Source organism: Shewanella holmiensis (assembly GCF_025370255.1).
In the GTDB taxonomy this organism is placed as follows: domain Bacteria; phylum Pseudomonadota; class Gammaproteobacteria; order Enterobacterales; family Shewanellaceae; genus Shewanella; species Shewanella holmiensis.
The window spans coordinates 23,268-49,077 of sequence record NZ_JAMTCD010000005.1; the positions used below are offsets into that span (position 1 = coordinate 23,268).

Consider the following 25,810-nt stretch of genomic DNA (forward strand, 5'->3'; position numbering starts at 1 on the left):
CTTATGAATTAAATACCTGTAAGCTAAGCAAAGCATTTGAACCCATTTTTCAACGATTAGTCTCATATTTTGGACATAAAAAAACCACCAACAAATTGTTGATGGTTGGATATATGGTGAATTAACAGCGACCTAACTGTAACAGCACTAAGAATATCAACAATACTTTAGCGCTTTAGTTCATTTTCCTATATTCCTAAGCTCTCATGTCAAACAATGAATATGATCCTCTAACACTATAAAAAAATATTGATAAATTACTAATCAACAAATAAATCGTCATTGCTTACACTAAAGGTGTGTTGCATAAAACCTGCCGCAGTCATTTTAGCAAGCACATCTGTTTTCTCTTCGTTCGACAAGGCTCTAATTGGCAAACGAGGATCACCGACGTCAATACCATGTAGCAACATTGCGGCTTTACCGGCAGCAACTCCCCCGTATTGTACAAGTGGGCGAATAAGTGCAATAACCTTATCCATCAAGGCCCACACTGTCTGTTGGTCCCCATTATTAAACGCTGCTATAATATCTAAATAGAGTGGTGCTGCGTAATTATACGTACTCCCCACAGCGCCTATCGCACCAACGGCAAGACCTGCAGGCAGAAACTCATCCACCCCAAATGGAATATCAAATTTTCCATCACAAACACGTGTGCAACGTTGATATTCATATAGGTCTACATGGTTAAATTTAATACCTGCTAGGTTGGGAATGACCTTGTCCGCTTTGATAAGGAACTGCTCCATGTCAAACATCACTCCTGTCATACCTGAGTGATAATAATAAAACCTTTTTGTTGGTGCTTCAGCTGCAATGGTGGCACAGTAATTAACAAGACAATCGACTGAACTTGGTTTAAAAAAACAAGGCGCAATTATCGAAGTAGCAAAAATATCGAGAGTTTCAGCATGTCTTGTTAACTCCAGCGTATCAACAATCGATAAAGCACCTGTATGTACTGTAATACTGAGCTTTCCCTGCGCGGCTAAAACCCAACGTTCGGCTACCGCTTTTCTTTCTGCTACAGAACAATTAAGGCCTTCGCCAGTGGTGCCACATATATAAACCCCTTTTACGCCCTGACGAATAAGCAGTTCAGCAATGCTATCGATGACAGGCAGATTGACTTCACCGTCACGATTAAATGGGGTATGAGGGGCTGAAATTAATCCAGTCAATTTTTGCATTCTTTATCTCCATAATTTTAAAATATTTTTTTGCCGCCAATCCATGTATGACTGACAGACAAAGCTGAATTTTTAGCGCATTCAAGAACGATAAAATCAGCATTAGCACCTATGGTAAGTTGGGGTGAATTGTTATTTATTCCAAGAAAATTTGCTGGGTATAAACTCGCCATTCTTAGCGCCTCCTCAAGTGAGACACCTAGCATGGATTGAGCATTATTCACTGCGGTGATCATGTCTAAAGCAGAACCCGCTAACTGCCCTGTTTGGCTCATCAACCTATCGTCTTCGAGTACGATGTAATGTTCATCAAATTCAAAAGCGGTTTGACTGCTACTAATGGTTGACATAGCGTCGGTAACTAACATCATTTTTCCTGTAGGTTTGACCTTAGTAGCCAACATCGCCGTTGCAGGATGAACATGGTGACCATCAAGTATTAATCCACACCAACTGTGTTCATCGAGTAGGGCTTTACCCACCATATTCGGCTCACGAGATGTCAGCGGGGACATCGCATTGAATAAATGCGTAAAACCTGACGCCCCTGCTGTCAATGCTGTTTGAGTCAACTCAAAACTGGCATTGGAGTGGCCCAAACACACTTTTACATTGTGCTGAGTTAACTGCTGGATCTGGTCAATGGTCACATGCTCTGGGGCCAAAGTGACCACTTTTATCCCCAAATCATCACGACAATAAATTGCCATCTCCTGCTTGCTTAACGGTCTGATATATTGACTGCTATGTATGCCTTTCTTCGGTTCACTGATATGAGGCCCTTCAAAATGAACACCAATAACTCCCGGCAGCTTTTGTTTAATTGCAAGAGCAACTGTATCGGCAGCAGCACTAAGCGTTGCTAAATCGCTGGTGATCAATGTCGGTAGCAATCCCGTTGTTCCATATTTACTGTGTGCTTCCACCATTGCTCTAAGTGCCGATAAACTCACATCCTGGTTAAATAAATAGCCGCCACCGCCATTAACCTGTACGTCAATAAATCCCGGCGCCAGCAGCCCTGGTACTTTTATTACCTGTGAGTTTTCAACGAAATCAAAAGCGACAATTTTGCCATCCTCAAAACTGATAGCTTGGGAATGAAAGATGTTTTTCCCATCAAATACTTGATCTGCTATTACGGTTGTAATCATGACTTCTCGACTTTACGTTGCTTCATAAAAATGCTTGGCTTACCCTACAAGGATCTAATCCAAAGTGTTCCAAATACCAACAATTAAAAACAGGTACACTATCAGCCTGTCATACCAATATACCTGTTGATATTTTTTTGTCAAAATAAAAAATATGACAACAAGGACCATTTCAATTATTTAACTAATTGAAATTAAATTTTCATCAAAAATTTTAGAACCATCATTTAGTAACTTGATAATCACACAGCAACTTTGAAACTTAAAAATTCGCTAATACTCCACCTATTAACTAGCAATATGTCGCCATCACATTCATCTTGCCTAACAATAATCAACAAGCTAGATTGCAATAACAATCCCTTGGTGGTGTAATAGGTATACCTAAATAACGTTAACCAATTACCAAGGCTGATACTTAATGGAATATATGATTGGCGCTTATGCTACGGCACCTTCTACCCAATATTGGGATCAAGAATTAGAGCATAACTACTACCAAGAACTAAAGTCACTGAGTAATATCATAGGCTTAGAACATCCTTTCGTTGGACAACTGCACCCTTATGACGATGAATGGTTTCTTAAGAATATCGATTGTAATTGGCAATTTATTTTCACTTCAATTCCCGGCGTGATGGGGCAGCTTGCACGCGACCCACATTTTGGCATAGCCTCCACCAATGAAGCAGGCAGGCAGGCAGCCTTGGTTTTTTACCAAAAAGCACAACAAGCTATATTAAAATTAAACAGTTACTTAAAAAAAGAGGCTGTTAGTCACGTAAAAATACACACAGCACCAAAGATAACCACACACACTCAGTCATCAATTCAAGCTTTAATAACATCGCTTGAAACCATGCAATCTTGGAACTGGTATGGTGCAAAACTTGTCATCGAACATTGCGATGCATATATTCCGGGGCAAGAGGCTGAAAAAGGTTTTATGCGCTTAGAAGATGAGATAGCGGCGGTTAAACAGGTTAACGCTAAACTGAATAGTGATATTGGGATCAGTATAAATTGGGGGCGTTCAGCCATTGAAGCTCGTGACACTGATGGCCCCTTACAACATATCAAGCAAGCTTATCTTAACGGGTTGTTAAAAGGGATTATCTTTTCTGGCGCCTCGGACAAAATCGGCCCTTATGGGCAATGGAAGGATACCCATATGCCACCAGCACAAGCTCTATTTCTTCCCTGCTATGCAGAAAACTCACTATTAACGATGGAACAAATAAAGAAATCTATTCAACAGTGTAATTACCAGCAACTAGACTACATTGGTGCAAAAATCTCCTTAAGCCCAAATGAGGCAAGTGTTGCTCAACGAATTGCTTATATTAAAAGCATAACAGCATTGCTCGATCACGTATTTGAAGTTCAATAATAATCAAACGGTCATAAACAAGACTAATGACATAAGACATTTTCAAAATCCTCACTCGATAATGGCTTTTTTTTAGTAGTCCGTAAAAAATAGCCCGCGTGATTGAAGTTATATAGATAAAATAACACATTGCTGATTTCATGAAAGATATGCACTTTAATGTTTATTAAAGTGCATTTTTAGCGCTTAACCTAAAGTCATCTATGAGGCAATAATATTACCTCTATTTAGATGGCCAAAATAACTATGCCACTACAGGTTTCACTGCCTTTTCGGCAGATATGTCTAAATCAACTCGAAAAACACAAGATTCGCGTTTTATAGCTGCCTATTCGGCAGGTCACCCGTGTAAAATAAATATGACTTTGCTTGGTTACTCATGCCCCCACGGCGTTGGCGGTAATGCGACGGGTTTAGTTAAGTCAAAGTCGACTCTGAAATCGCGTGATTCGCGCGTCAGGCGATAGGTAAACGTATTCGGCTCAATATACATGTGCCATACATTGGTGACTGACTGGTCTAAGCCATTCTCTTTGAAGTTAGCAATCGACTCAGCATCAACCGGAAACGACTGTTGGGTAACAGTACCGGAATCTGCAGTATCACCACCGTACATAGTGACTTTATCTTCTGTGCCATCTTGATGGCGATGATCATGCTTTAAACGTAAACCGTTATCCGTTTTGGTGATCACCCAAGTACGCGAGTGATCATCGCCCACATGAAAAGGCACTTTTAATTCGGTGTCACTACACTCACGAACGTGCATCACCAATTTTTTGCCGCTAAAACCATCATCAGCACTGCTACCTGCGGTAACAACGCCTTCATATGCTTTGCCACAGTGGGCGGATAAAGCATCAAAATATTGATTTTGAATATCATCTGCCGCAAGGCTTGAAAAAGACAACAATGAGCTGGCGAGTATTGATACTGATATGGCGGTGTTGATAGGAGTTATTGTCATTATTATGCCTATTAATATGGATAAGAATGGCAACCATAGCAGTTTTTTTTGAATTGAACCTGAATAAGTGCTGCCAAACAAAGCTGCTTCATTAGGATGAGGCCAACATACAAGTAATAAAAAGCCGTGCACTTAACGGCACGGCTTTAATGGTCCAAACACTTAACGTGATAGCTTAGCGCTTATGCTTTGACGGTGTCGCCCAGCCATTTGTTTTGCCTGAACCACTTTTATTGCTTGCCGGTTTACGAGACGGCTTGCTCTGATTCTGACTTGCGTTAGCCTGAGACGTCGCTTTTGGCTTAGAAGACGCTTTGGCGTTGGTTTTTCCCGCTGCGTTATCGTCACCACCTTTACGGTCATCAAATTGATTTGACGAAAATCGTGTCATCGCTTTTTGACCTGTTTGCTTATTCGCTGCAGCCTTTGGTTTTTGTCCCCATTTAGGGCGATTTTGTTCATTACGCGTTTCTGGCGGCACTAAACAATGCGGACTATTGCCGATGAGTGACTCTTTACCCATTGCAATTAACGCCTCACGGATCATCGGCCAACCTGCTGGATCGTGATAACGTAACAAGAATTTATGCAATTTACGTTGGCGACCTTTTTTAGGCACACTGACTTGCTCACTGGTGTGTTTCACGTTTTTAAGTGAATTCAGCTCAGTGTGATAAATCGTGGTCGCGTTTGCCATGGGTGATGGATAAAAGTTTTGCACCTGATCTAATTTGAATTTTTGCCCTTTAAGCCATAATGCCAAATTGACCATATCTTCGTCGGTGGTACCTGGATGCGCCGAGATAAAATACGGAATTAAAAATTGCTCTTTACCGGCTTCTTTAGAGAACTTATCAAACAACTCTTTAAACTTGTCGTAAGTGCCCATTCCCGGCTTCATCATTTTACTTAATGGGCCTTCTTCTGTATGTTCTGGGGCAATTTTTAAATAGCCACCCACGTGATGCTTGGCCAATTCTCTGATGTAGTCTGGGTCTTCAATGGCTAAGTCATAACGCACACCCGAAGCGATAAGCACTTTTTTAATGCCCGGCACATCACGCGCGGCGCGATATAAATCAATGGTGTGTTTATGATCTGTGCCTAAATGGCCACAAATAGAAGGATACACACAAGATAAACGTCGGCAGGTTGTTTCTGCTTTTACGCTGGTACAGCCTAAACGGTACATGTTGGCTGTTGGGCCACCAAGATCAGAGATCACCCCAGTAAATCCAGGGACTTTGTCTTGAATGTCTTTAATTTCTTTAATAATTGATTCTTGTGAACGACTTTGAATAATCCGCCCTTCGTGCTCTGTAATCGAACAGAACGAACAACCACCAAAACAGCCTCGCATGATGTTAATCGAAGTTTTGATCATGTCATACGCGGGGATTTTTTCTTTGCCATAGACCGGATGCGGCACTCGCTGATACGGCAAGTCAAAAACGGCGTCCATTTCGTCGGTATTTAATGGCCATGCCGGCGGATTAACCCACACCCCGCGGTTAGCGTCATGGGGCTGAAATAATGCTCTGGCACAACCTGGGTTTTGCTCTTGATGCAAAATACGTGAGGCATGGGCATATAGATATTTATCACCGGCGACTTTGTCGTAAGCAGGTAATAACACGTAGGTTTTTTCCCACGGCTTAGGGCGTGGTGGCTGAATGCTGATTGCTTTGGGCGCATCGTTATCAAAAATTTTCTTGTCGCTTGGGCCAGATAATTTTTCACAACCAACATCATCTGCGCCATAGGGATTAGGAATGGGGTCAATTTTATGCAGCTGATCTATTTTACGCGAGTCCATACCACGCCAACCTGGCATAGCCTCTTTGCGCATGACGGCGGTACCGCGAACATCGTCAATGTCACTAATGGCTTCACCACTTGCGATGCGGCGAGCAACTTCCATTAACGGACGCTCAGCGTTGCCGTAAACTAAAATATCGGCTTTGGCATCAAAAATAACACTGCGACGGACTTTATCTGACCAGTAATCATAGTGGGCAATACGGCGTAAGCTGGCTTCAATACCACCAATAACAACAGGCACATCTTTGAATGCTTCTTTACAGCGTTGAGTGTACACAGTGACCGCTCTGTCTGGGCGCTTACCGCCAATATCACCAGCAGTGTATGCATCATCATGGCGTAATTTACGGTCAGCGGTATAACGATTGATCATCGAATCCATGTTGCCAGCTGTCACACCGAAAAAGAGATTGGGCCTACCCAATTGCATAAAATCTTCTTTGCTTGACCAATCTGGCTGAGAAATAATCCCAACACGATAACCCTGAGCTTCTAACATGCGCCCAATAACGGCCATACCAAAACTGGGGTGATCCACATATGCATCACCCGTTACAATAATAATGTCGCAACTATCCCATCCCAGCTTGTTCATTTCTTTACGAGACATAGGCAGAAATGGTGCCGTGCCAAAGCTTTCGGCCCAAAACTTGGGATAACTAAATAATGTCGACTCAACTTGCATGTGTATGACCTAAAAAATTGAAAAATACGCCAATATAAGCGGACGCGGAGTATATCAGTTGGTAAGGGGTAAGTGTGACTAAAAAAGCAGCAGATGTGAAATATTTTTGCGTCTTTAGTATCGATAAAACCCTTATAAAATAAGTGGAAATAACAAAGTTCCACTTTTTTATGTAGTTAGAGCTTATTGGAGGTGGCTAAGCTTTGCAGGTTGAATTTCAATTGAGTTAAAACATGTTAATTGAGGAAAATGAATTAATACCAAGTCCTCTAAACTAAAGCCATTCAACAAGAATACAGCATGAGCCGAACGCTTAGGATAGCTATTTTCTGCTATGCGCAACTACCACATGTTGTGATGTTACATAAATTCGCGCTAACACAGTGACGAGAGTGCCGTAACAAAAGGTCAACTAAGCCATTTGGGCTGGTTTCAGAATCAGCTTTTAAAATAGTAAACCACCCTATCTTGCTTATGCTGCAGGCTTATATCAACAAAAAACGCTTACCTACAGCACATGTTGACCACGAAAATCGGCGATACAGCCACTATTTATGCTAAAAACCTAAAAAGAAACCTATATTGCTTACTGCTAGGCTTAATAGAATAATCCAGGTTAATAACACCCCCCAAAAACGTCCCCAGTGATATCCACCTTTACCTTGAGTTAACCCAATAGCATGAATTAGCCGTGCGAACACCCAAAGAGAGCCAAAACAATGCAACAGATATTCGGGCATATTATGGGTTTCAGCTACGGCAAGTAGGATTAATACAATAGGCGCATTTTCAACTAAATTACCGTGCACTCTGACCGCTAGAGCTAAATCTTTATTATCGCCATTGCCAATCCCGACCGCATTTAAGCGTCGAAACTTAACGACTCTGTAGGCAAGTGCAATGATCAATAATGCTGTTAAGCTGGCGTATAAACCTGTGATGAATAATGTCATGTGTGATCCTTAATATTATTGTCACATCATGATAACGATATATGCATACACTATTCTAGTGGAATAAATCTGATGTTAACCGACTCTTGCACTGACTATATTTATTTACTACCACGACGGCTGTCTGTTTTAACGTTCAGCAAAGCTGAGACTGAAATAAAGTCGTTAACCATACAGCCGGAACTAAAAATGAAAGCGCTCACAAATAAGCAACTAGCCAAGCAAAAGGTAAATACTTTATCGATTAATCGTTAAGGATCAGTTACTATTCGCTGCATTATTAACCCACCCAAAATTAAGAGTGACTGACGACCAGTGGATAATCAAGACTTTATCGAAAAGCGTAGATTTATCATAAAATTAGGTAAAGCTTTACATAAGTTTGGTACGCCAGCTTATCGCCTTGAATCGCATTTACAAACTGTGTCTCACACCTTAGGTATCGAGGGTTACTTCCTGATATCGCCCACCTCGATGACGTTTGTTTTACAACATGACACCGAACAAGAATATAACCATGTGGCAAGGGTTAAACCCGGCGATTTAGATTTAGGCTCATTAGCGCGCACTTTTGAGCTCGTCGAAGAGCTCAGCTCAGGCCAGCGGACCCTACAGGAAGCGCTCGATAGATTAGAAGAAATTGCCAACAAACCTAACCCTTACGGTCATAAATTAACTTTATTAGCTTTTGGAAGTAGTGCAGGTGCTTTCGCAATGTTAATGGGCACGGGTTGGCATGATGTTTTTTGGTCTGCCATGTTAGGCTTAATTGTTTATGGTTTGGTGTTTTGGGCTGAACATTCAAAACGAGTCGCAGAAATGCTAGAACCCTTGGCCGCTGTCGTTGTGGCTATTTTAGCTTGTGCTATTGCCCAATTTGATGCCAGCATCAATCTGCCTGTCACCATTTTATCAGGCATTATTATCTTCATTCCCGGTCTGGCACTGACACTCGGGCTAGCAGAATTAGCCGCGCGGGACTTGATATCAGGTACAGCTAGAATTATGGATGCGGTAATGCAGTTATTTAAACTGTATTTTGGCGCTGTACTTGGCATGACCATAGGTAAAGCCATTTTTGGTGACGCGATTTATATCGAGCCCGAACCGTTACCTAGATGGGCGATTTGGTCTGCTGTCCCCATGTTGTCTATGTCATTAGTGATCATCTTCAAAGCACGATTAAAAGATTCGCCATGGGGAGTATTTGCCGGTATTGTGGCGTTTTTCTCAGCTATGTTAGGTGGCATTTATTTAGGCGAATCTATCGGTATTTTTGTGGGAGCACTGGCTGTAGGAATTTACTCCAATTTATATGCCCGCTGGATGAAAGCACCCGTATCTATTGCTTTGTTGCAAGGGATTGTCATTTTAGTACCCGGCAGCAAAACCTATATAGGGCTTAATGCTCTGATATCGGGAGAGACCATGTTGAATCAAGCTCATCTAGGCTCGCAAATATTTTTAATATTCATGTCACTGATTGCAGGATTAATTTTTGCCAACGTAGTGGTACCGCCTCGACGTTCGTTATAATGTTGTCTAAATACCTCATGTTTAAGGCAGCAGACAATGCTGCCTTAATCCTTTACCGCAAGATAAAATCAGCTAAAACTGATCTCCAGCAACACATCAAAAAGCAATACAGATAAAAACGTTTAAACACTTGACTATAAAACGATTCAGGTGTGTTATTACTTCTACGAATTAACAGAAATATTACAACATTTTTTTATTTCTATCGTACCCAAATAATAAGAATGATAAGGATCACCTATGACCAAAGTTTGTTGTACAGCACTTAGTGTCGCCTTATTATTAATCCCATTATCGGTATCAGCTACTGTTTCAAACACTGTCGATTCATCACAAATTAAAGACGATACAGACACCACAAAAGCTGCGGGTTCAGATGCCCCTTCAAGGGTAAAAGTCAGTAAAATTGTCATTCAAAGTCACCCTATTTTCGATGAGTCGGACCCTGAATCATTCTTTATTCATCGCTGGGCAAACTACCTGCACATTAATACTACCGATGCCACTATTATAGATAATTTAAGCTTTGAGGTGGGTGAGGAGGTTTCTCAACGAGATTTAGAAGAAGCCCAGCGTTTATTGCGTTCAGAATCCTATATCCGTGATGCAAAAATTACTGTCGCACAAAAAGCTCCAGATGCCGATGCCGAAACAGACCAAACTATTTTAGTAGAAACATGGGACAACTGGTCGCTGTTACCTACTGTCAGCTTGAGTTCAAGTGGCGGTAACACTAAGTACTCGTTTGGTGTAAAAGAGGATAACTTACTGGGCTTGGGGATCAACACCCGTATAAAATACCAATCCGATGAAGATAGAACCGGCTATAAATTTGCTTTTAGCGCACCAGTTAAAGTGATCAAACATGCTTATGTTGCCGCAGATTTTTATGATAATAGTGATGGGCAAGCCACTTCATTGGCTTTTTATAAACCCTTTTATGCCCTAAACACCCAAAATATGTATGTGGCGGCATGGTCAAATGATAAACGTATTGATACTTTAAGACAAAATGGTATCGACGTTAATGAGTTTGAGCATAACTTAAATTACGCCACATTAGGTTATGGCTGGTTATTGAGTAAAGAGGCCGATGAATTAACACGCTTTACTTTTGGTATTACTCAAGATAAGCATCAATTTGAAAATATTGAAACTTACCCGCAAACTGACTTACCTTTTGACCGTGACTTTATCTATCCTTGGGCAGGATTTGAATATTTACAAGAAGATTTTACCGTTTTGAATAACATTCATTTAATCGGTAATAATGAAGACTTTAATTTAGGTTGGCACCATACAATTAAGCTTGGCTTAGAAACTAACGATATTGCTGATGGTTCAAACCTAGGTTACCACCTTAATGTGTTAAGTAGCCGTGGATGGCAGTCCGATGCACATCTTTTTTTACTTAAGCTAACCGGTGAAGCGGATATCGCTACCAGCCAAGCTGATTTTTATAATGTTTCGCTAGCCTCTGAATACTTTTATAACATCACTGACAAATGGACTGCTTTTGCGAAGGCAAGCATTGCTTCGTCAAATAATAACTATCTTGATCGCACCTTCGCCTTAGGTGATGAAACAGGTATTCGTGGTTATCCAAATGACTATCAACATGGCGATAATCAATGGACATTTACCGCAGAATTAAGAAACTATCCCAATATCAATTTATATCAATTAGCTGATTTAGGCTGGGCACTTTTTTCCGATGTCGGCCAAGCATTTGGTGGCACAGATGAGTTTAATGAAACTAACAATCCTATAGGTAGCATAGGCATTGGTGCGCGAATTTACTCATCTAAATCTAGCTACGGCAATATAGCTCATATTGATATCGCCAAGCCCTTCACCTCAGGCCAAGATGTTAATGACTGGGAATTTAGATTCCAGATTAAAGACCACTTCTAACCCTTTGCCTTTGCCTTTGCAAAGGTACATGTGATGCTGCATTTTTCGCTTGATAGTCATCAACATCCGTACGCAACTGGTGCTTGTTAAACGATTCATTCCATAATATTAACCGCCCAAGCAGGAACTTTCCCTCTCCCATGCAAGCACACCACTGCTATGACAGCTATTTATTTATGCTAAGCAAAGGCTATCGAATATTGTTAAATTCTCGGAACCGGCAGTGACTCAATTGTCGCGGTAAGCGTTATAAAGGAAGGTTAATTAGCATCACTCAAAGAATGTTGAGCCGTAGAAGTAAGTTAAGGTTATAGGTTGCTAATGAATGTAAACTTCAATGCTAGTCAAAAAAAGACCTTGCATAAGCAAGGCCTTTTATTGCCAGAACAGACTTATGCTGCGACAGGCTTACGCTTTTGGTGCGCAATGATTAACGCAATCAATGACACCACACCGACAGCAATACCCACGGGCTGACTTAACTCCATAGGTAGACCTAAACCAATACCTGCCGTCATGATATAAGACACGGTAATGCTTGTGCCGATAATCGCTGGAATGCTCACAATCCAATGGAATGTACCGCGATCAAATAGGTACTTAGTCGCTAACCACAACACGCTGGTTGATAACAACATGTTAGAGAATGCGAAATAACGCCAGATTAAGGTGAAATCAATCTTAGTCATAAAATAAGCGATGGTTAAAATAGGCACTGCCAGTAATAAACGATTGCGCATACTTTGCGGAATGTTAAAGGCGTCAATAATGGTTAAACGTAATGAACGGAATGCCGTATCACCAGACGTGATGGGGAAAATCGCCACAGCAATAATCGCCATAATGCCACCCATTACCCCTAAGTAGCTGGTTGCTACCTGGTTCACCACTAATCCTGGACCACCTTGATCAAGGATCTCTTTAAGTTCAACATATCCACCTGGGAACGCTGCAATACCGGCTGTAGCCCATACACACGCAACAATACCCTCAGACATCATCGCACCAAAGTAAACCGGACGAACATACTTCTCGTTGGTTAAACAACGCGCCATAATCGGTGCTTGAGTCGAATGGAAACCACTGATTGCACCGCAGGTAATGGTAACAAACAGTAATGGCCACACAGGCAAGCCATTTGGGTTTGGCTCAAGTAAATCATTGTTGTAGTGGCTATGATCAAAATACGCTAAAAAGTCATCAGCCATCGGTAAATGTGGCGCGTTCATTAATAATGCCACCGCTAATGAAAGGGTCATGACTATCATTAACAAGCCAAATACTGGATATAATTTAGTGATGATTTTATCAATCGGTAGCATGGTAGCTAGAAAGTAATATCCTAAAATCACCAACACCCAAAAGGTATTGCCGCTTAAGAATGTCCCTTCAAAATAGCTTAAATTACTTAATAAACCAGCTGGGCTCATAATGAATACAACACCCACAAAAAACAGTAGCATTGCAGTAAATACCAGCATCACGCCTTTAAAGAACACGTTAAAGTAATGCCCTGCAATTTCAGGCAAACTTTTACCGTCTTCTTTAATGCTTAATACACCTGAGAAGTAATCATGAACCGCGCCGCCTAAGATGTTGCCAATCACAATCCACACTAGCGCGATTGGACCATATAAGGCCCCCAAAATAGGACCGAAAATTGGACCGACGCCGGCCACGTTTAAAAATTGAATTAAGTAAGCTTTAACAGGATGCACTTCAACATAATCAACGCCGTCGCTAAAACGAGTTTGTGGTGTTTTGGCTGTTGGGTCGATTCCGGCTTGGCGTTCTACAAAGGGGCTATAGAATTTATATGCAAGCACGAGCAATGCAATACATATGAAAAAGATCAGCATAGAGATTGTCCATTTAGGTAGGCAGTTATAGTACTGTGCAGTGTCAACGACTTACCCTGCTAGGTCAAGGTAGATAACCTTATACTAAGGTCTAATATAGGGGTGCTAGGTTCACATTTCCCCACTTAACCTTGCCGATTTATTGACCAGGCATATTGTTTCCTCATTGCAAGTGACTGTTAGTACCATTGTCCTAAAAATGAAGTGCCACAGCCCTAAAAATGGCGGCCCCGGCCAATCATCTCATAGCAGCGTTGGAGTGTGGTGCAACAAAAATGGCCCATTTACAATGAGGTGCCTTTCACTTGATTTCTACCGTCCTTTTTAGCCAAATAAAGCTGTTTATCGGCCTCATTCAACACATGTTCCCATGAAGAATCAAGCTTAGGAAAAATGGTCGACACCCCTGCACTAATGGTCACTGAATCTGAGATAGTTGATTCTGCATGCTCTATCGCTAAGTCCTGCACCGCAGATATCATTTTTTGGGCTATCGATAACGCTCCATCAAGGTTAGTATCAGGTAAAATACACACAAATTCTTCGCCACCATATCGCGCAACAAGATCATATGGACGCCCCGCTACACCACGAATAGCTTGAGCCACCGAGCGCAGGCAATCATCACCTTGTTGATGGCCATATTTATCGTTATAGCGCTTAAAAAAGTCGACATCCAACATAACCAAAGACATTGGCTGATGGTGACGAATGCAATGACGCCAAGAATCAGGCAAAGAGCGTTCAAACTGACGTCGATTAGCCACTCCGGTCAAACTATCCTGTAGCGCTATGGCCCTAAGTAAATCAGAGTGTCGCTTTAACAAAAACTGATTTTGCACTCTTGCGGTGGTAATGATGCTGTTAATTGGTTTATGAATAAAATCTACCGCGCCTAATTGAAATCCTTTGACCTCTTGCTCTTCATCAAAATGAGCCGTGATAAAAATAATCGCAGTATTTGCGGTCCTTGGATCCGACTTTAGTGCTTCACATACCTCAAAACCATTCATGCCTGGCATTTCAATATCCAGTAAAACCACATCAGGATGTACGTTATTACACACTTCAAGCGCCTGTTTTCCTGTTGTTGCCATGTACATATCGAATTCTTTATTAAACAATTGATGTAGAATTTTAATGTTGGTGGGTTGATCATCCACCAGCAAAATCTTCCCTTTTACATCATCGGCTAAATCCAATAATTGAGTTTGCAACATTAACTCACCTCCGTTTCAATCATAGTGAGTACCTCTAACGCTTTATCAAACTCTAGCGCTTGAACATGTGAATATAATTCTGGCCATCGTCGGTGGTGAGATAAGACACATGCTGTATCTTCAATAATCGTCATCGCTTCAAGATTACTCTGCTGCAACATCTGTTTTAATAACATGATGGTGTCATGCTCTCCCGCACCAATTGAACTGTTAGCGTTGGTTTGAAGCACTACATTAGTCTCATTAGGGGACGATTCAGCAAGGTAATCGTTAAGGTGCTGCACGCTTTCTTGCGCTAAATCGCATAACCTATCAGTCCACTCATTCAATTGCTGTGCATTCGGCTCGCCTTGTTTGCATTGTGCTTCTATATAGGCGGTAAAGTTAGCTAAGGCCTTAGCACCAAAGTTACTTGAAAACCCTTTTAACCCATGACTTATTGCGGCTACCTGAGCCTTATTTTCTTTGGCAACGGCATCATGAAGTTGTTGTAATTGTTTATTCAATTCGATTTCAAACTCATGAGCCATCTTGTTGAAAAAGGCTTCGTTGCCACCAAAACGGCTGAGGGTTTGTTCTAGGCTGTCAAATAACGACTCATTTTCTGCGGGCGTTTCAACAACTGAGCTACCTAATTCAACTACGGAATTGTCGTACACAGAATGATTAAACTCACGCCCCACCAAGGCTAGTATGCTCGGGATAAGTTTTGGCATATCAATTGGCTTACCAATATGATCATTCATCCCTGCAGCGATACAATCAAGCCTATCGGACTGAGATGCGTTCGCTGTCATGGCAAGAATAGGTAATAACTCAAAACGGTTATCAGATCGAATAAGTCGTGTTGCTTCAAGCCCATCCATATCAGGCATCTGCACATCCATAATCACAATATCAAATGTCTGTTGGCTCTGGGTGACAAACGCAACGCCCTCTATGCCACCTTTTGCCAATACCACTTTAGCCCCCTCAAGGGTCAACAGCTCGTCAACAACTTGTCTATTTAGCTGATTATCTTCCACCACTAAGATGGTTAATCCTTGTAAGCGCTTTTGTGACAGCATTTGCACTGGGGACGACGCGACCTTGCCTGTTAGTACCAGATTAATGGACTCTGCGAGTAATTGCGATGTAACAGGTTTTGTTAAAAAATGCACAAAAGGTGAAAGCGCTTCAGAAGAGGGACTGCTTAATACCTCTTCACTGTAAGCAGTTAACATAATCACTGCGGGAGTAGCGATTTGTTGTGCTAAAGCAAGCTGTTGTAATTGCTGCGCCGTTTCAACGCCATTGAGAACTGGCATATTCCAATCCATCAGTACAATATCAAACGGTGTTTGCATGCCACTGGCTTGCTCATATTGTGCTATCGCCTCTACACCACTATAAACACATTGAACTTCACAACCAAAATCCAGCAAAATTTTGGCCAGAATATCTGTAGTTGTGTGATTATCATCCACCACTAAAATACGTTTACCTTGAATATCAATGTTCACTTCTGTTGCGGTCGGTAATGCAGGCAGAACCAAATCAAACCAGAAACAACTACCTTGCCCTAGCTCACTGGTAACAAGAAGATCGCCCCCCATTAACTCCACTAAACGCTTACTAATAGCAAGCCCTAACCCTGTACCGCCAAAACGTCTTGAGGTAGAAGATTCTGCTTGCTCAAAACCGGTAAAAATACGCCCCATTTGTTCTTCACTGATACCTATACCAGTATCTGTGATAGAAAAACGCAACGTTCTGTTGTGTTCTGTTGCTTCTAAACATTCAATGCCAACAATCACCTGTCCACTGTGGGTAAATTTAAGCGCATTACCCGCAAGGTTTATTAATACTTGTTGCAGCCTTAGTTTATCGATAAGTAGCCAAGATGGAATGTTAGGATCAAGATTAAAGATCACTTCCACATCTTGGTTACCTAAATTGCCCGACAATACTACCGCAAGATCGCGCATTAGCATTTCAATTTCGCAAGGTTGTGGATCTAACAGTAACTTACCCGCTTCAATTTTAGAAAAATCGAGAATGTCGTTTAACAAACCTAATAAGGATTTAGCCGCGGTTTGGGTTTTGGTAATATAGTCCTGTTGTTGGGCAGACATCGTCGTGTGTAGCATCAATTGCAACATACCCAGTACCGCATTCATCGGGGTGCGAATTTCATGGCTCATATTAGCTAAAAATGCCGATTTTGCCGCATTCGCTTCATCGGCCTGCTGTTTAGCTTCACGTAAGGTGACTTCAATTTCACGCTGCTCAGTCACATCAAGGTTAATACCTATCACTCTTACCGCATTACCATGTTTATCCCGCTCAATTTGCGCAGCGGCCTGCACATAGCGAACTCCACCATTTGACTTCAATACTCTAAATACCAGATCATAGGTGCCATGCCCCGCTATGGCATCTTGCAGTTTGCGCTCTGCCATCTCAGTATCATCCGGATGAACTTTTGCCAACCAGTGTTGATACTCCAACCCTTCATCACGCAATGTTAACGGCTGATCGTAAATAGCAAACATACGATCATTCCACTCTAAACTATTATCTTGTATGTTAAAGGTCCAAATACCCAGTTTGGCCACATCGGAGGCCTTGCTCAAATGGTTGCTGGCAGTTAATAGGGCTTCTTGTTGTAGTAACGTTTGGGTAATGTCTACCCCGATACCTAAGTAACCTAATATGTTCCCTGCACTATCGCGCATAGCCGTGACCGATAACGATACCTGACACTGTGAGCCATCTTTACGAACATAAGTCCAATTACGAGTTTCAGGCCCTTCTGTTTTCGCTTTATAAACAAATGTATCAAACCCTTCAATGCTAAAGCCATATTCGGCTGATAGCGCTATTGATCTGGCCTGTACTTCTTCATGTAAATGCAAACACGCTGGGCTAGTAATACCGACTAACTCACTGGCTTCATAACCTAATAACAACTCTGCACCGCGATTAAATATGGTGATTAGGCCATTTTCATCCGTGGCAATAATCGATATTTCCGACGCTGCATCCAACACACTAGAGAGCAACGAACTCAGTTGCGCTTTCTCAATTTGAGTAAATTTACGCTCAGTAATATCAGTACTTAAGGCAATAAAACGTTCGATATTGCCATTTTCATCCATCACTGGACCAATGACTGTGTCAAACCAATGAATATTGCCCTGTTTATCGCAATTACAAATTTCACCATGCCATGACTCACCTGATTTAATTTGAGCCCACATCGTTTGCCAGAAGACATCATCATGCTCACCCGACTTTAAAATAGAATGATTTTTACCTATTAGCTCTTCACGAGAGTAACCACTCATGCGGCAAAAATAGTCATTAACCTCTAGAATAATCCCATCTGTATCGGTGACAGTTGACACTAGTTGATTGTTTATCGATTTCAGCAACGCTTTGTTTTCTGAAACAGCTTGTAGTAATTCAGTGGTTCGCTCGGCAACCTTTAACTCTAAACTTTCATTTGATTTAATAATGCGTAGTTCCGCATCTTGTTGAGCGGTGATATCGCGAAGTGTTTGGCTTATACCTACAATATCCCCTTGCCCATCTATAATGGGTAAAGCTGTCATTGAGGTAGAGACTAATTTACCATCTTTACATTGATGCTTAGACACCTGATTTAAAACCGTTTCACCGATTAACACTTTACGAAATGCCGCTTTCTCATGGTGTACTTTTTCTTTAGGCACAATAAGCGTTGCGCTGTCGGACCCCATCGCTTCTGATTCACTATAACCAAATAGCAACTCAGCCCCTTTATTCCAACTCGTCACCCTGCCATCAAGATCATAACTAATAATGCCATCAAGCGAATGCTCCAGCATGTTAGCCCGTCGAGCCTGCTCAGCTAGCATCTGTTGTTTACGTTGTATTCCTAACGACCATAAAGAGGCCAATGCGGCCAATAAAAGACTGAATACCGCAGTATAGGAAAAAATTAAACTTGGACGATTAAGGTGTAATGCATGAATAAATTCAGGATAAGCGGTAATTTTAAATTGCCATTTACGGCCAAACACTTCTTTATTAATGGTGTACTGGTACGGGGAATGAATATGGGTATCTTCTGCGTCGGTTTTATAAAATGGGATCGGATTATTCAGCTGGGTGATATCACTTAACTGCAACTTAGTCGTTTTTTGATATAAATCTAATCCGATCAAAACCTCATTCGTGACCAGAGGAGCATAGCTCCAGCCGAATGCCTCTGCTTCGCGCGCTTCAGTGGTCGTTGGTGTGGTTCCATTGCGATAAATTGGCATGAGAATCAAAAAAGATTGCAATGGTTTTCCGGTAGCTTGCACTAAGGTGATTGGTCCAGATAAGGTCACCTCACCCGACAACATCGCAGCCTCGGCAGCATCACGGCGCTGTTTTTCTGAGCCTATATCCAAACCAACAGCAGAATAGTTACGCTCTACAGGTTCAATGTATTGAATAACATATCGCTCATCATCATGGGGAGCAAGCTGACGAATGCCAAAAACAGGCCAACCATCTTGCTGAGCTTTTTCAATAAACTCGGCTTCTTGCTCAGGCAAGACTCTGCGGATAAAACCAAATCCACGCGCACCAGGAAACTCTTTATCTACTTCACGGGTTAAGCTATAACGAATAAACCCTTCACGCGACACATGATGTTCACCTGCCGTGGTAATCATGCCTCTTGCACCTCGTAAGCCATATTGATACAAGGTAATACGTTCTAAAACATTTCGGCTAATGTGTTCTGACGTTGACTGAAGTGCCTTTTTTATAGCCAAATCATTGGCTTCATTGATCCACCACGTTAGCCCTACGCTGATGACTAAGCCAATAATCAACACACCTGAGCCTAATTTAGCTGCTTTTTTAAAGCCAAAAGACAAATTCATAATCGCCAAATTTCTTAAAATCATAGAGTTATGATTTTGGACTAGTCAGCAAGATTTCGCCAGCCGAATAACTAACAATAAATAAAACATCGTCATACAAAAGTAAAAAGCGATAAGACACAAAACAACAAGTGGTTGGATGAAATGATACTGACTAGGCTTAATCATGCTAAAAAGTGAGTTCGAGGCGGAAACATAAAAGGCCTCACATCGCTGTGAGGCCTTCTAATAGAAAGGTTTGAGTTGGCCGATAAGCCGGGTCCTGTCGTGGACAGTTATTCATCTAGGCCTGCAATCGCTCACAGGCTCAAGCGACCTACCCGGTCCCAACGCGAGCAGCGCCATACGGGACCCTATTTGGTCTTGCTTCGGGTAGAGTTTACCTTGCTACGGACTATTGCTAGCCGCACGGTGCGCTCTTACCGCACCCTTTCACCCTTACCAATCCGAAGATTGGCGGTCTTCTCTCTGTTGCACTTGTCGTCGGTTCACACCGCCCAGGCGTTACCTGGTACCCCGCTCTTTGAAGCCCGGACTTTCCTCCCCGTACTTACGTACGCGGCAACTGTCTGGCCAACTCGGCGCGGATTATAGCGTAAGCTACTGCAACAAACCATCTAAAATATGACTTTAGCGCAAACCGATGAAATTGAATCTATAGACCAATTTCCAAGCCGTATTTATAAAGTGCATTCTTTTTAATACCGTGAATTTCACCCGCCAATGCTGATGCTTTTTTCAAGGGTAGCTCTTGGCATAACAGTTTTAATGTATTGACCACGACAGCAGGAATGTCTGACTCGCTATCAGTTCTGTGGCCATGGCACATCAACACAATTTCACCTTTTTGTTGATTCAAGTCGTCTTTTACCTGTTGCAACACATCTGCCGCTGCGCCAGATAAAAACGTTTCAAAGGTTTTGGTCACTTCACGGGCCATGACGATTTCACGGTCAGCACCTAAAGTCGCAACAATAGATTCTAAGCTGTGCACGATACGATGTGGTGATTCATAAAAAATTAACGTTCTTGGATCTTCTTTTAAAGCTAACAATTTATCGATGCGGCCTTTTTCTTTTGAAGGTAAAAAACCTTCGAACGAAAATCGATCTGATGGCAAACCTGAAGCGCTTAATGCGGTTATTGCAGCGCATGGTCCCGGTAATGGCACCACATTGAAACCTGCTTCACGCACCTGTTTAACCAGATGATAGCCTGGGTCTGAAATCAGCGGCGTGCCAGCATCAGATATCAAGGCTACGGCCTCACCGTTACTCAGTTTTTGAATAATCCACTGTGCTCTATCACGTTCGTTATGGTCATGAAGTGCCGTTTTACGGGTTTCAATGCCAAAGTGGCTTAACAACTTGCCGCTGTGGCGAGTATCTTCACAGGCAATTAAGCTGACTTGATTTAACACTTCAATTGCACGGCTACTGATATCCGCTAAATTGCCAATGGGTGTGGGCACAATATACAGTGCTGCGGCTTGATCCATAACTACCTCAATAATCTCTTTGTGCAAGACTTTCGCCCAGCGTAAGAGCAGGTTAAACTAAAGCCAATATCTTACCAGAGTGAAGCCCTGTGTTAAAAAGACTGATTTCAATTAAATTTCTATCGGCACTGACACTTTCAACATTATTGATTGGTTGTGCTGCGACTAAAACCACTGATCCTGACTCAATTGTCAACACGTCTTTAGTGTCGGTTGAGCAACCGGCCAGCACTTATTTGTCTGAAGCCAGCAAAAGCAGCCTGCCAGAAAAACGTGATCGCTACCTTTTGCTCGCTGCGCACGCGTACATAAATGACGGTAATTATAGCTCTGCTAGCAACATACTTGTGTCAATGCAAAAAAGTATGGTGAAGGTGCCGACTATTCAGGCTGAGCATATTTATTTAAATGCCCGCATTGCTGAAAAAGTGCAAGATAAGCAAGCCGCGCTGACTAAATTGCAATATCCACCGCATTGGCAATTACCTCGTTGGCAGATGGCCACTTATCATCAATACAAAGCGCGCCTGTATAAGTCACTGCAACAACCTATTGACCAAATTAGGCAACTCAGCTTATTGAGTAACTACTTGCCTAAAACTGAATCAACTCAGGTAAATGATGTTATTTGGCAGGTATTACAGCCGCTTCAAGAAGAAACCATTCAAACCTTTATGCGCGAGCCTGCTAATCCAGTATTTTCAGGTTGGTTGCAGTTGGCTTATATTGCCAAGCATTACGCCATTGAGCCAACTCAGTTAGTACGTTATTTAGGGGAATGGCAACGAAATAACCCACATCACCCAGGTGCGATGAAATTACCTTCTGATTTAGAAAAAGCCCTTAACGCTAAACCGTTTAGACCGCAAAATATTGCAGTATTATTACCTTTGAGTGGGCCAAGAGCCGCGGTTGCTGAACCGATCAAAATGGGCATTTTAGCCAGTTATATGGCTGAGTTTGATAATGATGTGACGATTCACTTTATCGACAGTCAAATAGGCGTACAACCGGCCTATCAACAAGCTACTGATATGGGTGCTGATTTTATTATTGGGCCTTTGCTACCAAATGAAGTTGAAGAGTTACAGCGCGCCAATCAAGCCAAAGAGCAGCTGATCCCTCAACTATATTTGAACCAATTAGAGCAGTTTGAACCTAAGCCAAATCAATTTTATTTTTCATTATCCCCCGCTCAAGAAGCGAGTGATGCCGCCAGAAAAATGTTTGCCGATGGCATTAAGTTACCCTTATTGTTAACCAGTAACGATGCTATTGGGAAACGGATGGCCGAAAGCTTTAACCAAACATGGCTGACTTTGACCGAAAGTAACGCTGAAATCCATTATTTCGACCGTGGCGATCAGATGAAATTAACCGTGCAAGAAGCCTTAGGCGTAAAAGACAGCCAGGCTAGAATTGCCCGTATGAAAGAAATTTTAGGCAGCAAGCTGGAAGCGGATTTTCGTTCACGTCAGGATATCGATGCCATTTATATGATATCTGCATCGCAAGACTTATCATTACTCAAAGCGTTTTTAGATGTCAATTTCAGTGTCTTTGCTGAACCTGTAGCGCTTTATACCTCTAGCCGTGGCCGATTAGAAAAAGAATCCAATCAATCCGCACAAGAGCTGAACAAAGTGATGATTAGCGATATCCCTTGGTTAATGCAATCCAGCAATGAAACTCGGATGGTTGAATCATTATGGGGCACCTGGAATAACAGCCAAAAGCGTTTATATGTGATGGGCTATGATGCACTTGAATTAGTTAATCGTTTAGCACAAATGCAGGCATTTCCTGGATATCAACTCAATGGCCGCAGCGGTGCATTATCAGTGCAGCCAAATGGTTTGATCGATCGCCAGTTAACGTGGGGTAAGTACCAACAAGGCCAATTAACCCCATTATGATAGATGGCAAACTTGCCGAACAGCAGGCCCGAGAATATTTACAGCAACAAGGGCTCAACTTTGTTGCTGCAAATGTGCGTTATAAGTTCGGCGAGATTGACCTCATCATGGAAGACCAGCACACGCTAGTTTTCATTGAAGTAAAATATCGTCAGTCGCAAGCCTTTGGCGGTGCTATTAATGCTTTGGGCGCTAAACAAATTCAGCGCATCCGACGCTGTGCTGAAGCCTATTTACAGCAACAAGGCATCAACCCTCCCTGCCGATTTGACGTTATTGCCAATAATAACGCACAAATAACTTGGATTCAGGGATGTTTTTGAGCTTCAATAGTTACCACAGCATTGATTTATGGCATTATATCGACACACACTTGACGGTGATCACATCCTATATGTGTACCGTCAGTAAAAATTCTATATCGTAAGGATTGTTGCATGTTAGAACGTATTAAAGACAGTTTCACTGAGTCGATTCAAACTAAGATTGATGCGGCTGAAGCATTACCTGAGTCAATCGAAAAAGCTGCTGAAATGATGGTGCAATGTCTACTTGGCGGTAACAAAATTCTTTCGTGTGGTAATGGTGGCAGCGCCGGCGATGCACAACACTTTTCTGCTGAGCTATTGAACCGCTATGAAATCGAGCGCCCACCACTTCCAGCCATCGCGCTAAGCTGTGACACCTCAACCATCACAGCGATTGCAAATGACTATAGCTATGATGAAATTTTCTCAAAACAGATTTTAGCACTGGGTCAACCTGGCGATATTTTATTAGCCATTTCAACCAGTGGTAACTCTGGTAACGTGATTAAAGCAATGGAAGCCGCGCTTAGCCGTGACATGACTATTGTGGCGTTAACCGGCAAAGACGGTGGCGCAATGGCAGGCTTAATGAGCGCAGGGGATGTTGAAATTCGCGTACCATCAAATGTCACTGCACGTATTCAAGAAGTCCACTTACTGGTCATTCATTGCTTATGCGACAACATTGATCGCACCTTATTCCCACAGGATGAGCAAGCATGATAAAGCTTGTAGCCATCATTTCTGCCCTTGTTTTACTTCAAGGTTGTGCAGGGGCGGTAATGATTGGCGCCGTAGGTGGTGCCAAAATGGCCAATGATGAGCGTAGTATGTCTACTCAAATAAGCGATACTAACGCCGACTTTGAAATCTCCAGTGCACTGTCAAAGCATGAAGACATTAACAATCAAACCAACATCACCGGTGTGGTCATGAATAGCAATGTACTCATGATTGGCCAAGCACCTAACTCTATGTTGCGCGATAAAGCCATCAAAGCGGTGCAAGAGTTAAACATTGGTGGCAAGATCCACAATCAGATACGTATTGGTAATCCAACCTCATTTACCACCCGCAGCAATGACACTTGGGTCACGACCAAAGTAAAAGGGCGGATGCTAAATGAAAAAGATTTAGACATCACGCGAGTAAAAGTAATTACTGAGAATGGTGAAGTCTTTTTACTTGGATTAATCGAACGCAATCAAGCCGAACTGGCTGTGGACATCGCCCGCAACACTGCAGGTGTTCGTAAGGTCATTAAAGTCTTCGAATATGTTGAGCCTAAAGAAGAAGATTAATCATCACCTCAACAGCGAATAACAATATTAAAGCCTCTATTTTTAGAGGCTTTTTCTTTTCTATTACCCGCTAATTATTGGGTGTGATTTTTTAGCTAATGCCAATTTATGGCCTTGCAACTTGCGCCACTGGTGTGTGATATAAGGCAGCACTAACGAAGGTAAAATAATCAATCCCGCACCTAACCAGCTTAATCCATCAAGCCATTCGTCAAACCACAACCAGCCAAAGAACACACAAAATAGTAGTCCGGTATATTCGGCAATTGCAATATCACTAGCTTGTGTCTTTCGATAAGCACAAAAGCAAAACCACTGGTATATCAGCAAAAAGATATTACTCATTAAAGCCACCAAAATGATGTCGACAGATATTGTCAGCTCACCAAAAAAAACCACCATCAAACACACAAGCGGTAAACTGAATAAATTATTCAACATCAGGGTTAATGCAGGGTTTTCAGTCGATGGCAGTTTTTTGAGTGTCAGTTGGCTGACTGCAAAAGTTAGCGCACTGACTAACACTATGACAGCAAACCAATTTATTTGCGTTGGTCTTAAAAGAATGACAATACCTATAAACCCTAAAAAGACCGCTATCCACTGCAATGAAGTCACTTTTTCTTTAAGTAATAACGCCCCCAGTACCATAATCATAATAGGGCCTGAGAAAAACAAAGCACCCGCGGTGGCGAGAGGCAAAGACATCAAACCGATAATAAAACACAAGCCACCAATGGCACCGATATTGGCGCGAAAAAAATGCATTTTATAATGGCTTGTTTGTGAGCGACCGCTATATAACCATAGCGGTAACATCATCAACACTGACAATACTTGCCTGATCAGTAAAAAACTGGCGGCATCAGCATTCGATGGTAACCATTTAACTGACACATCATAAAGGGCACTAAAAACATTACCGATAATCAATAATCCTATACCCAACAAGACTGATGGCTGCATGTTTTTGCTCACTACGATTTAATAAGGCGCCATCATAGCGATCACCTAACATGAATAATAATGATGTTTTTTACTCATGTATGAGATAAATTAATAGTTAATATTGAATAGATTAAAATACGCAATTAAGTCCTCCTTGGCACTGTTGCAAATTAGCTATCCACTGTGCTCATAACCTATTCAGTGGCTAATAAACGCTTACAACCAACGATAAGGCCCTACCCAGTA

The 25,810-nt window shown here is 42.0% G+C and carries 17 protein-coding genes and 1 other RNA gene; 7 read left to right on the top strand and 11 right to left on the bottom strand.

Annotation, left to right across the window (positions count from 1 at the left end; translation table 11 throughout):
* Positions 1 to 260 precede the first annotated feature (260 nt).
* Both NE535_RS05335 and nagA read right to left on the bottom strand, forming a co-directional pair.
* A complete protein-coding gene (locus NE535_RS05335) occupies positions 261 to 1,193 on the bottom strand; it encodes a dihydrodipicolinate synthase family protein (protein ID WP_261297638.1) in 933 nt (310 codons plus the stop codon).
* Positions 1,194 to 1,210: 17 nt separating this feature from the next.
* Positions 1,211 to 2,347 (bottom strand): N-acetylglucosamine-6-phosphate deacetylase, encoded by a 1,137-nt coding sequence (gene nagA, locus NE535_RS05340; protein ID WP_261297639.1) that lies wholly within the window; start codon positions 2,345 to 2,347, stop codon positions 1,211 to 1,213.
* 421 nt (positions 2,348 to 2,768) lie between these two features.
* Between nagA and NE535_RS05345 the strand changes: the two genes are divergently transcribed.
* Positions 2,769 to 3,737, top strand: coding sequence for a DUF4862 family protein (locus tag NE535_RS05345; RefSeq protein ID WP_261297640.1), 969 nt, complete (start codon positions 2,769 to 2,771; stop codon positions 3,735 to 3,737).
* A 373-nt stretch (positions 3,738 to 4,110) separates the two neighbouring features.
* On the opposite strand, the gene NE535_RS05350 is transcribed toward NE535_RS05345, so the two are convergent.
* The 3 genes from NE535_RS05350 to NE535_RS05360 form a co-directional block, all read right to left on the bottom strand.
* Positions 4,111 to 4,704 carry a hypothetical protein gene (locus NE535_RS05350; RefSeq protein WP_261297641.1) on the bottom strand — a complete coding sequence of 198 codons (594 nt, stop codon included), beginning with the start codon at positions 4,702 to 4,704 and terminating at the stop codon, positions 4,111 to 4,113.
* Positions 4,705 to 4,879: 175 nt separating this feature from the next.
* Positions 4,880 to 7,210 (bottom strand): YgiQ family radical SAM protein, encoded by a 2,331-nt coding sequence (locus tag NE535_RS05355; protein WP_261297642.1) that lies wholly within the window; start codon positions 7,208 to 7,210, stop codon positions 4,880 to 4,882.
* Between the two features lie 557 nt (positions 7,211 to 7,767).
* Positions 7,768 to 8,163 carry an MAPEG family protein gene (locus NE535_RS05360; RefSeq protein WP_261297643.1) on the bottom strand — a complete coding sequence of 132 codons (396 nt, stop codon included), beginning with the start codon at positions 8,161 to 8,163 and terminating at the stop codon, positions 7,768 to 7,770.
* A 315-nt stretch (positions 8,164 to 8,478) separates the two neighbouring features.
* Between NE535_RS05360 and NE535_RS05365 the strand changes: the two genes are divergently transcribed.
* Both NE535_RS05365 and NE535_RS05370 read left to right on the top strand, forming a co-directional pair.
* Positions 8,479 to 9,699 (top strand): threonine/serine exporter family protein, encoded by a 1,221-nt coding sequence (locus NE535_RS05365; RefSeq protein WP_261297644.1) that lies wholly within the window; start codon positions 8,479 to 8,481, stop codon positions 9,697 to 9,699.
* A 240-nt stretch (positions 9,700 to 9,939) separates the two neighbouring features.
* Entirely contained in the window at positions 9,940 to 11,613 is a 1,674-nt protein-coding gene (locus NE535_RS05370) for a BamA/TamA family outer membrane protein (protein WP_261297645.1), read from the top strand.
* Positions 11,614 to 12,005: 392 nt separating this feature from the next.
* On the opposite strand, the gene NE535_RS05375 is transcribed toward NE535_RS05370, so the two are convergent.
* From NE535_RS05375 to rsmI, 5 genes are all read right to left on the bottom strand, one after another.
* Complete coding sequence (locus NE535_RS05375) at positions 12,006 to 13,472, bottom strand: carbon starvation CstA family protein (RefSeq protein ID WP_261297646.1); 1,467 nt, start codon at positions 13,470 to 13,472, stop codon at positions 12,006 to 12,008.
* A 284-nt stretch (positions 13,473 to 13,756) separates the two neighbouring features.
* Positions 13,757 to 14,692 carry a diguanylate cyclase domain-containing protein gene (locus tag NE535_RS05380; protein ID WP_261297647.1) on the bottom strand — a complete coding sequence of 312 codons (936 nt, stop codon included), beginning with the start codon at positions 14,690 to 14,692 and terminating at the stop codon, positions 13,757 to 13,759.
* Positions 14,692 to 19,593 carry a PAS domain S-box protein gene (locus NE535_RS05385; protein WP_261297648.1) on the bottom strand — a complete coding sequence of 1,634 codons (4,902 nt, stop codon included), beginning with the start codon at positions 19,591 to 19,593 and terminating at the stop codon, positions 14,692 to 14,694. The genes NE535_RS05380 and NE535_RS05385 overlap by 1 nt, the downstream gene beginning before the upstream one ends.
* A gap of 235 nt (positions 19,594 to 19,828) precedes the next feature.
* Positions 19,829 to 20,174, bottom strand: an RNA gene (gene rnpB, locus NE535_RS05390) — RNase P RNA component class A.
* A gap of 74 nt (positions 20,175 to 20,248) precedes the next feature.
* Complete coding sequence (gene rsmI, locus NE535_RS05395; RefSeq protein WP_261297649.1) at positions 20,249 to 21,091, bottom strand: 16S rRNA (cytidine(1402)-2'-O)-methyltransferase; 843 nt, start codon at positions 21,089 to 21,091, stop codon at positions 20,249 to 20,251.
* Between the two features lie 89 nt (positions 21,092 to 21,180).
* On the opposite strand from rsmI, the gene NE535_RS05400 reads away from it, so the two are divergent.
* From NE535_RS05400 to NE535_RS05415, 4 genes are all read left to right on the top strand, one after another.
* Positions 21,181 to 23,007, top strand: coding sequence for a penicillin-binding protein activator (locus NE535_RS05400; RefSeq protein ID WP_261297650.1), 1,827 nt, complete (start codon positions 21,181 to 21,183; stop codon positions 23,005 to 23,007).
* Positions 23,004 to 23,330 (top strand): YraN family protein, encoded by a 327-nt coding sequence (locus NE535_RS05405; RefSeq protein ID WP_261297651.1) that lies wholly within the window; start codon positions 23,004 to 23,006, stop codon positions 23,328 to 23,330. The genes NE535_RS05400 and NE535_RS05405 overlap by 4 nt, the downstream gene beginning before the upstream one ends.
* Positions 23,331 to 23,444: 114 nt before the next feature.
* The gene (locus NE535_RS05410; RefSeq protein WP_188842316.1) at positions 23,445 to 24,038 is read left to right on the top strand and encodes a phosphoheptose isomerase; all 594 of its coding nucleotides are present in this window, start codon (positions 23,445 to 23,447) and stop codon (positions 24,036 to 24,038) included.
* Positions 24,035 to 24,616, top strand: a complete 582-nt coding sequence (locus NE535_RS05415) for a BON domain-containing protein (RefSeq protein ID WP_261297652.1) — start codon at positions 24,035 to 24,037, stop codon at positions 24,614 to 24,616. Before NE535_RS05410 ends, NE535_RS05415 begins: the two co-directional genes overlap by 4 nt.
* Before the next feature lie 63 nt (positions 24,617 to 24,679).
* On the opposite strand, the gene NE535_RS05420 is transcribed toward NE535_RS05415, so the two are convergent.
* On the bottom strand, positions 24,680 to 25,582 hold the full coding sequence (locus tag NE535_RS05420) for a DMT family transporter (RefSeq protein WP_261297653.1): 903 nt from the start codon (positions 25,580 to 25,582) through the stop codon (positions 24,680 to 24,682).
* Positions 25,583 to 25,810: the final 228 nt, after the last annotated feature.

Excerpts from the sequence above, each read along its gene's own strand:
- NE535_RS05410 (WP_188842316.1), top strand. The coding sequence starts at position 23,445 with ATGTTAGAACGTATTAAAGACAGTTTCACTGAGTCGATTCAAACTAAG.
- rsmI (WP_261297649.1), bottom strand. The coding sequence starts at position 21,091 with ATGGATCAAGCCGCAGCACTGTATATTGTGCCCACACCCATTGGCAAT.
- NE535_RS05355 (WP_261297642.1), bottom strand. The coding sequence starts at position 7,210 with ATGCAAGTTGAGTCGACATTATTTAGTTATCCCAAGTTTTGGGCCGAA.
- NE535_RS05415 (WP_261297652.1), top strand. The coding sequence starts at position 24,035 with ATGATAAAGCTTGTAGCCATCATTTCTGCCCTTGTTTTACTTCAAGGT.
- NE535_RS05375 (WP_261297646.1), bottom strand. The coding sequence starts at position 13,472 with ATGCTGATCTTTTTCATATGTATTGCATTGCTCGTGCTTGCATATAAA.
- NE535_RS05350 (WP_261297641.1), bottom strand. The coding sequence starts at position 4,704 with ATGACAATAACTCCTATCAACACCGCCATATCAGTATCAATACTCGCC.
- NE535_RS05385 (WP_261297648.1), bottom strand. The coding sequence starts at position 19,593 with ATGAATTTGTCTTTTGGCTTTAAAAAAGCAGCTAAATTAGGCTCAGGT.
- NE535_RS05345 (WP_261297640.1), top strand. The coding sequence starts at position 2,769 with ATGGAATATATGATTGGCGCTTATGCTACGGCACCTTCTACCCAATAT.
- NE535_RS05335 (WP_261297638.1), bottom strand. The coding sequence starts at position 1,193 with ATGCAAAAATTGACTGGATTAATTTCAGCCCCTCATACCCCATTTAAT.
- NE535_RS05370 (WP_261297645.1), top strand. The coding sequence starts at position 9,940 with ATGACCAAAGTTTGTTGTACAGCACTTAGTGTCGCCTTATTATTAATC.
- NE535_RS05420 (WP_261297653.1), bottom strand. The coding sequence starts at position 25,582 with ATGCAGCCATCAGTCTTGTTGGGTATAGGATTATTGATTATCGGTAAT.
- NE535_RS05405 (WP_261297651.1), top strand. The coding sequence starts at position 23,004 with ATGATAGATGGCAAACTTGCCGAACAGCAGGCCCGAGAATATTTACAG.
- NE535_RS05360 (WP_261297643.1), bottom strand. The coding sequence starts at position 8,163 with ATGACATTATTCATCACAGGTTTATACGCCAGCTTAACAGCATTATTG.
- nagA (WP_261297639.1), bottom strand. The coding sequence starts at position 2,347 with ATGATTACAACCGTAATAGCAGATCAAGTATTTGATGGGAAAAACATC.
- NE535_RS05380 (WP_261297647.1), bottom strand. The coding sequence starts at position 14,692 with ATGTTGCAAACTCAATTATTGGATTTAGCCGATGATGTAAAAGGGAAG.